8 protein-coding genes and 1 pseudogene are annotated in these 7,033 nt (G+C 39.1%); 6 read left to right on the top strand and 3 right to left on the bottom strand.

Annotation, left to right across the window (positions count from 1 at the left end):
- The first annotated feature begins 208 nt into the window (after window positions 1-208).
- Window positions 209-445: an ATP-binding protein gene (locus G322_RS0116245; RefSeq protein ID WP_022942778.1), complete on the top strand. Its 237-nt coding sequence runs from the start codon at window positions 209-211 to the stop codon at window positions 443-445.
- A gap of 2 nt (window positions 446-447) precedes the next feature.
- Here G322_RS0116245 and G322_RS0116240 read toward each other — a convergent pair whose 3' ends face one another.
- On the bottom strand, window positions 448-1,020 hold the full coding sequence (locus G322_RS0116240) for a nucleoside triphosphate pyrophosphohydrolase family protein (protein WP_022942777.1): 573 nt from the start codon (window positions 1,018-1,020) through the stop codon (window positions 448-450).
- A gap of 127 nt (window positions 1,021-1,147) precedes the next feature.
- Here G322_RS0116240 and G322_RS21110 point away from each other — a divergent pair, with 127 nt between their 5' ends.
- On the top strand, window positions 1,148-2,641 hold the full coding sequence (locus G322_RS21110; protein WP_022942776.1) for a hypothetical protein: 1,494 nt from the start codon (window positions 1,148-1,150) through the stop codon (window positions 2,639-2,641).
- Window positions 2,619-2,843, top strand: a complete 225-nt coding sequence (locus G322_RS0116230) for a hypothetical protein (RefSeq protein WP_022942775.1) — start codon at window positions 2,619-2,621, stop codon at window positions 2,841-2,843. The genes G322_RS21110 and G322_RS0116230 overlap by 23 nt, the downstream gene beginning before the upstream one ends.
- A 176-nt stretch (window positions 2,844-3,019) precedes the next feature.
- Here G322_RS0116230 and G322_RS0116225 read toward each other — a convergent pair whose 3' ends face one another.
- Entirely contained in the window at window positions 3,020-3,862 is an 843-nt protein-coding gene (locus G322_RS0116225; RefSeq protein WP_022942774.1) for a 23S rRNA (adenine(2030)-N(6))-methyltransferase RlmJ, read from the bottom strand.
- Window positions 3,863-3,998: 136 nt separating this feature from the next.
- Here G322_RS0116225 and G322_RS0116220 point away from each other — a divergent pair, with 136 nt between their 5' ends.
- Together G322_RS0116220 and ssb are read left to right on the top strand one after the other, a co-directional pair.
- Window positions 3,999-5,366 carry an MFS transporter gene (locus G322_RS0116220; protein ID WP_022942773.1) on the top strand — a complete coding sequence of 456 codons (1,368 nt, stop codon included), beginning with the start codon at window positions 3,999-4,001 and terminating at the stop codon, window positions 5,364-5,366.
- A 30-nt stretch (window positions 5,367-5,396) separates the two neighbouring features.
- Window positions 5,397-6,047 (top strand): single-stranded DNA-binding protein, encoded by a 651-nt coding sequence (gene ssb, locus G322_RS0116215; RefSeq protein ID WP_022942772.1) that lies wholly within the window; start codon window positions 5,397-5,399, stop codon window positions 6,045-6,047.
- Window positions 6,048-6,160: 113 nt separating this feature from the next.
- On the opposite strand, the gene G322_RS0116210 is transcribed toward ssb, so the two are convergent.
- Window positions 6,161-6,670 (bottom strand): CZB domain-containing protein, encoded by a 510-nt coding sequence (locus G322_RS0116210; protein ID WP_022942771.1) that lies wholly within the window; start codon window positions 6,668-6,670, stop codon window positions 6,161-6,163.
- Between the two features lie 90 nt (window positions 6,671-6,760).
- Here G322_RS0116210 and G322_RS0116205 point away from each other — a divergent pair.
- Window positions 6,761-7,033 (top strand): annotated as a pseudogene (locus tag G322_RS0116205) (IS701 family transposase); the annotation flags it as partial.

Here is a 7,033-nt window from a genome sequence, read left to right as displayed (position 1 = left end):
TTTTAAAGCTCATATTTACCTCGTTTATTAAGGCTTATATTTTACTAAATTAACGATCGTTTAGCTGCTTATATTTTAAATGGAAATTATCGGAATTTGACCTAATCAATGTGTGTGATAAGTATAGACAACAATACTCTGGAACAGAGCCTGAGCGATCTCCACGAATATTAACAGCATGCTTGAGGCTCTGTAATTAATTGCTTTAATGCCTTTATTGCTTCAAGCCAATGTTTGTAATGGTCAAGGGATCACTAAAAAGATGCAAAAAAGAATGTTCACCCCTTTTGTAACGACACTACGCGCTTCGGGTAGAAAAGGATTAGGTTTAAATGTCGCCGTTAACTTGGTGCATTTTTTATTAAAAGGCAACCTAACCTATTTTGACTCTGCCCTAGGTGGCGCAGGTTTTTTAATTAGTTGCCCAATACCGTTACCTGAATAGGTTTATACGAGTGGCGCAAGATCTGCAGGGCGATAATAAACAGATTTTAATACCTTACCTTGGCGTACGATTTTACCCTGCATCTGTACGTCTTTAGCACATTTAGCAATCACAAAATTACCTTTAATACTATCGACTAGCTCTACACCCTGCTTCGCGTAAAATGCTTGCGTCTCTACGTATTCAGCTTGGTTGCGACACACTTTACTCATATTACTCGAATGTACCTCATCCCAACAAGGTAAGAAGTTAATGTTACGATGCTTGGCGACATTTAAAAACAGATCAATCAGGTAACTAATAGCGATATTATCGGACACTTTGTTATTGCCAAGATGTACTAAACGCCCCATCAAAACATACACGCTATCAACAATCGCATCCGCTTGCTCAATCTTACAAGGTGCTTCTGCAAGCTCCGTTAACTCTTCAATAATCAGAGAGCTATGTAGCATATCTGCTTTTTCATCGAGTGAACCCGCATCATCACAAGGTAAATCAAAGGTTTCACGAAATTGTTTAATGTCGCTATAAAGATGGTCAAAAATAGATTGAGTTAGCAGTGAAAGTTGCATGAAAAGCCTTTTATTAAAAAGAAAAAACAGAAACGTTAAGTTAACAAAATTAAGCAACAAAAAACACTTACTTTTTATACTGCCAAATCAATTGGTTAATTATATACTAAGGGTAAGGAGGGCTAATTTGCGTAAATTTATAGTCAAACAACAGGAAAAGTTAGCGATAAAACTAACTCACCAAATTAAACGAGGGCAATCCAGACGTATTGATCTGTACTTCTCTTTGCCTAAAGAGATGGGCATCAATAAAAACACCCTGTCTGAAACTGAATATTTTAATGCTGCGATAAAAGGTCGGCGTGCCTATTTTACCGAGGGTTTACATCTTCCCTTATTACACACTCGTTTCGCAAGTCGTATGAAACGCTCCCCTGAAGAGTACAAAAGTAACCTGAACCTGTTTGCTTACCAATATATTGTTGCCCTCGATACCGATACCCAAGAAACCCTTAATATTGATGATAGCGAAGGATTGCGTGATTTTTATCATGCGGCCATTGATGTCACTGAACAATGTTTAACTATTTTAAAAAAGCATCGTGCTCATATTCCTAACGATACCAAACTACTCGCTATTTTTGAGAATGTAGATAACTACCTCTCTTGGTATACCGAACAGTCTATTCTGCGTATGTTGGCAAAAAAACCACGTCATTCAGAGTTTTCAGAAACGCGCCTGGCGCTACTGACTATCTGCGAAGAGGAAAATAACTACCGTAAAAGTAAAGCGTATAATACGAGCGCGACACTCAGTGATCCTAATCGCATCTCCAATAAAATGCGCTTATTACGACGTTTAATTGAATATGGGGTGATCTTTAAAAGTGATACGCACGAACTAGGCAAGATCACCCGAAAAATTGTCACAGGCGTTGCCACTGCTCTGATTATGAGCGTGGTGCTGATATTGATCATTAAAACCCAAGGTGCTTTTAGTAAATTAAGTTCATTAATGATCTTTATTTTGGCCATTATTTATGGCGTACGAGAGGTCTTTAAAGACGATTTTAAGAATATGCTGTGGCGCTGGATCCGCAAAGGAAAACCAAAATGGTCACGTGTTTTAACCGACTCCACCAGTCAGAATGAGCTAGCGACACAAAAAGTTTGGCTCGATTATATCAAAGCAAAAAAATTACCCGAACAAGCCGTTGAACTGCTTGCACAACGTCATACGCAAAATAAACAAAGTGCAGAATTTTTACATTACCGCATTGAAACTAAAGTGAACAAACAGGGTTTTCAAGCAGGTTATGACAGCGTTGAGGAGACAATTCTATTTAGCTTGCGTCCCTTTGCACGCTATTTAGAACGAGGCACAGGTAAAGTGTATGAACAAAATGATCCAGAATCTAATCGAGAAAAAATTCAAAGTATCTCTATTGAGCGCCGTTATCAGATAAATATTGTGGTTGCATTTGATCAAGGGCAATACGTTGAAGAATTTGAACGCTATAAAATAACCCTCAATCGATCTGGTATTATTGATATAGAAAAATCGGGTGAAGTGGTTAAAAAAGATAAAAGTAAATATGACCGCTACTCAAAATTAAAATCACTTTTACACTTTAAAAAAACAAAAAAGACCAACCATAATGAAAAAAACAGTAACAAATAAAAAAACTTACACGTTTTCCATTAAACGTTACCTAATGAGCCTACTTTACCTGCTGTTATTAACGGTCAGTATCTCAGTGTTTATTGATGATATTCCGCAAATAACCCTGTTGCAGATATTCTTCTTTATGGCGATGATAACGCTCGTAGTGCAATCGTTTATCGGCTTGATTGCTAATCGTAAGCAGCGTAATAAAAAATAATACGCTTATTTAGCTGGTTCACTCTTTGTTAAAATTTTAAAGGCACTACCACAGAGGTACAGAAGCACAACACGAGAAAAATAGTTTTATGTTTTCCCTCCTTCGCTCTGTGTTCTCTGTGGTTTATTATTTTTATTTTTTCTTGAGTGAAGCACTAAACATAAAAATAAAAATAATTATTCCGCGACTAAGGTTTCAATACGGTAAAAGCCTTTATCATCTTTAGCGAGGTTTTTAGCCAGAAAGGGTAACGAAGCCTGCATCTCTTTTTTTAATGTCCACGGTGGGTTGATCACAATCATACCACTCGACGTCATGCCCATTTCACCCGAATCAGCTTCAATACCTAACTCAAAAAGTTGAATATTTTTAATGCCTGAGTTCATCAACTCACGCTCCATCCTTTTAATAGTAATACGATTTACCACAGGATACCAAAGCGCATAGGTACCCGTTGCAAACCGTTTTACGGCTTGAATAAGGGTTTCAACTACCTCTTGGTATTCAGTTTTTATCTCATAAGAGGGATCAATTAACACGTAACCACGGCGCTCTTTAGGTGGCATATTAGCAATCAGTCCTTGCAAACCATCACTTTTAGCCATCTTAATCTGCCTATCCCCTGAAAAATTTTCACGCATATTGGTGAACTCATTAGGGTGCAACTCGAACAAAAACATGCGATCATCTTCACGCAACATTTGTCGTGCAATGCTCGGCGAACCAGGGTAATGCTTCAACTGACTTTGTGCATTAAACTCAACCACCTGTTCAAGATAATTGGCAACAGGAAGAGGAAGATCTTTACGCCCCCATAAACGCATAATACCGTTATTAAACTCTTTGGTTTTAAGCGCCTGTTCTGAGCTCAACGAATAAGCACCACAACCAGAATGGGTGTCTAAATAACAGAAAGGTTTATCTTTTTTAAGCATGTGATTTAAAATCGCAACCGAAACAGTGTGTTTTAATACATCGGCAAAATTACCCGCATGGAAAGAGTGGCGATAGCTAAGCATAGTGAGGTTCCAAATAAACAAAAGAATGATGTCGCAGTATAATGATTTTTTTAAAATAGTGCTAAGCATGCTATTATCTTTGCCCAAATTATTTTTACTCTTTTTTTAAATATGCTTTTTATACTATGGATCTGCCATGCAAGTTGATGCCCTTAATCCTCTCGAAAAACGCACCGCAATCTCTCTTTCTTTAGTCTTTGCTCTGCGCATGCTAGGCCTATTTATGATCATGCCCGTGTTTGCAATTTACGGGCAAGATTTAGTGGGTTATTCACCCATGTGGGTCGGCCTTGCGATTGGTGCATACGGGTTAACACAAGCGTTATTACAGATTCCAGCGGGTATGCTTTCCGACAAGTTTGGTCGTCGCCCTGTTATCTATTTTGGCCTGTTTATTTTTGCAATGGGTAGTTTAGTGGCGGGATTTTCTGAGAGTGTTTATGGCGTCACCGCAGGCCGTGCGTTACAAGGTGCAGGGGCCATTGCTAGCGCCGTTTTAGCGTTAGCTGCCGATGTTACCCGTGAAGAGCAACGCCCCAAAGTGATGGGCATGATAGGAGTTAGCATTGGACTCGCCTTTGCCGTTTCGATGGTAGCAGGCCCTATGTTAGCGCCTATTATTGGCTTACAAGGACTATTTTTTATCACCGCATTAGGGGCATTAGCAGGTATTGCAATTGTTCACTTTATGGTGCCACATATTGTTAGCAAAGCACCCCGTGGTGAAACCGTTGCCATTCCAGCACTGCTTGGCGCGCTTGCCAAAGACCCGCAGCTACTGCGCTTAAATTTAGGTATTTTTATTCTACACATGGCATTAACCGCGATGTTTATTGCCTTGCCCTTGCAATTACAAACGATGCAACTTGCGCCTGAAATTCACTGGCACCTTTACCTGCCCGCACTGCTATTCTCATTTTTATTGATGGTCCCAATGTTGATTATTGCAGCTAAAAAAGAGTTAAACCGTCAATTTTATCTATTTTCTATTCTGTTAATGGCAGTTAGTTTATTAGCAATGGCACTGACAGAGCATTCTCTTCTTATTATGTTTTTCTGTGTATTGTTATATTTTACCGCTTTTAATTTTTTGGAAGCATCGCTGCCCGCATTTATCTCCATGCTATCTCCCGCAGGCGCAAAAGGCAGTGCAATGGGAATTTACAGCACATATCAATTTCTCGGCGCATTTAGTGGTGGTATTCTAGGGGGACTTTCCTATAAACTACTGGGCAATAGTGGCCTATTTATATTTTTAGCCTGCTTAATGTTAATCTGGTTTTTTATCTCGTGGGGAATGCAAAACCCGAGTAAAATTCGCACTCACACATTAACAGCAAGCATTGACGATGAACCTCATGCCACGCAATTAACTGAGCAGTTAATTACACTGGATGGCGTCTTAGAAGTCGTGATTATCATTGAAGAGCAGACTGTTTATATCAAGGTAGATAACAAAATATTTACTTTGCAAACAGCCAAACAAATTTTAGCAATATCGTAATATTCTTATTAATAGAAGCGGAGAGAAAAGATGTTTAACCGTAGCATAAACAAAGTAATTTTAGTGGGTAACCTAGGTAAAGATCCAGAGATGCGTTACATGCCAAATGGCAATGCGGTAGCAAATTTTTCAATCGCAACCACTGAAAGCTGGAAAAACAAGCAAACAGGCGAATATGAAAACCAAACAGAGTGGCACAACCTAACTGTGTTTGGAAAGTTTGGCGAAATGTGTGGTCAGTACCTTAAAAAAGGTGCAAAGGTCTATGTTGAAGGCAAAATTAAAACAGAAAAATGGCAGGATAAAACCTCAGGCCAAGATCGCTACTCAACAAAAGTAATTGTTTCTGAGCTACAGATGTTAGACGCGCGTAACGATGGTCAAGGTGGACAACCGTTCCAAAGCCAAGGTCAAGGCAGTCAGCAGCCTCAAAGCAATGCACCTGCGCAACAATCATGGGGTAACGCACCACAACAAGCGGCACCTGCACCACAGCAACAGGCTGCGCCACAAATGGCACCTGCTTATCAAGCGCCGGCTCCGCAACAACAAGCAACACAAGCGCCTGATCCACAACAGCAAGCGCCAAAATCTCCTGCGCCACAGCAAAAAGCAACACCTCAAGCACCTGCTCAATATAATGAGCCATCAATGGACTTTGATGATGACATTCCGTTTTAGGGGCTACCTGAGATAAGTTATTGTTAAGTTAAAGAGCGGAAAATTCTAGCGCTTAATCATAAAAAAACCAGCAATCTTGCTGGTTTTTTAATTTATAATTTGTCGCTTCTGCATCACTCTACATTTTGCAACTCGACCATATCAGCAAGTAGATCAATTAACTCACTGCTGGCATCTTCAGCAATGCTCATCTGTTTAATAATTTCATCTTCATCAGGGGGAGTCTGACTTGCCTCGTGATAACCAAGCGCAACAGATTGATGCACCAATGCGTGAGGTGCTTTTATCTGCTGATAAGCACTATTTTTACTGTTCAACGAGGCGGTATCTGTTTGTTCGTACCACTGCCCAAATCGACATTGATGCTGATCTTTTTTAATGCTTTCAATCGACTCGGTAAATTTGCTATTACCTAATGCACGATAAGCATGTTGCTTATAAATAATATGATCAAGTTTAATCAATGATGCATAAATATGGTTTTCGGTATATTTTATCTGCCTTTCAGAGTCAATGGATAGCTTTTCTACAATACCCACAGAGCTTTTAACTTGCTCAATACTCTCCACAATACGGATACTTGATTGGTTTACATCTTTTATTGCACCACTAACATGTAACATCGATTTACTAAAACCTTGCAGGTTTTTACTAACTTACTGATGTTACGCAGTAAATCAGAAGATTATAGCGAGAATTGATAAAGTATCATCATGAATAAAAACAAACAAATATTTGACCTGTACATTGATTACCTTGTCACCTCATTCAGTTACACAACAGCAACAGGTCTATCTCACCTTTTAGATGGAGAAATAAGTCATGATCAAATTACTCGTTTTCTATCACATCAGCAGTTTAGTTCAGCAGACTTGTGGAAAAATGTAAGAAAAGAGGTGCGTGAAATAGAATCTGATGAGGCCGTTTTAATCTTTGATGATACTGTTCAAGAAAAGCCTTATTCCAGTGAAAATGAACTTATTAAC

This window comes from Psychromonas hadalis ATCC BAA-638, assembly GCF_000420245.1.
GTDB classification, from domain to species: Bacteria; Pseudomonadota; Gammaproteobacteria; order Enterobacterales; family Psychromonadaceae; genus Psychromonas; species Psychromonas hadalis.
Note: the sequence above shows the minus strand (reverse complement) of the source record. Positions and strands in the feature narration are given on the sequence as shown.

What these genes read in the sequence shown, in the direction of transcription:
- G322_RS0116245 (WP_022942778.1), top strand. Translation starts at nt 209, where the DNA reads ATGCCTTTATTGCTTCAAGCCAATGTTTGTAATGGTCAAGGGATCACT.
- G322_RS0116210 (WP_022942771.1), bottom strand. Translation starts at nt 6,670, where the DNA reads ATGTTACATGTTAGTGGTGCAATAAAAGATGTAAACCAATCAAGTATC.
- G322_RS0116230 (WP_022942775.1), top strand. Translation starts at nt 2,619, where the DNA reads ATGAAAAAAACAGTAACAAATAAAAAAACTTACACGTTTTCCATTAAA.
- ssb (WP_022942772.1), top strand. Translation starts at nt 5,397, where the DNA reads ATGTTTAACCGTAGCATAAACAAAGTAATTTTAGTGGGTAACCTAGGT.
- G322_RS0116240 (WP_022942777.1), bottom strand. Translation starts at nt 1,020, where the DNA reads ATGCAACTTTCACTGCTAACTCAATCTATTTTTGACCATCTTTATAGC.
- G322_RS0116225 (WP_022942774.1), bottom strand. Translation starts at nt 3,862, where the DNA reads ATGCTTAGCTATCGCCACTCTTTCCATGCGGGTAATTTTGCCGATGTA.
- G322_RS0116220 (WP_022942773.1), top strand. Translation starts at nt 3,999, where the DNA reads ATGCAAGTTGATGCCCTTAATCCTCTCGAAAAACGCACCGCAATCTCT.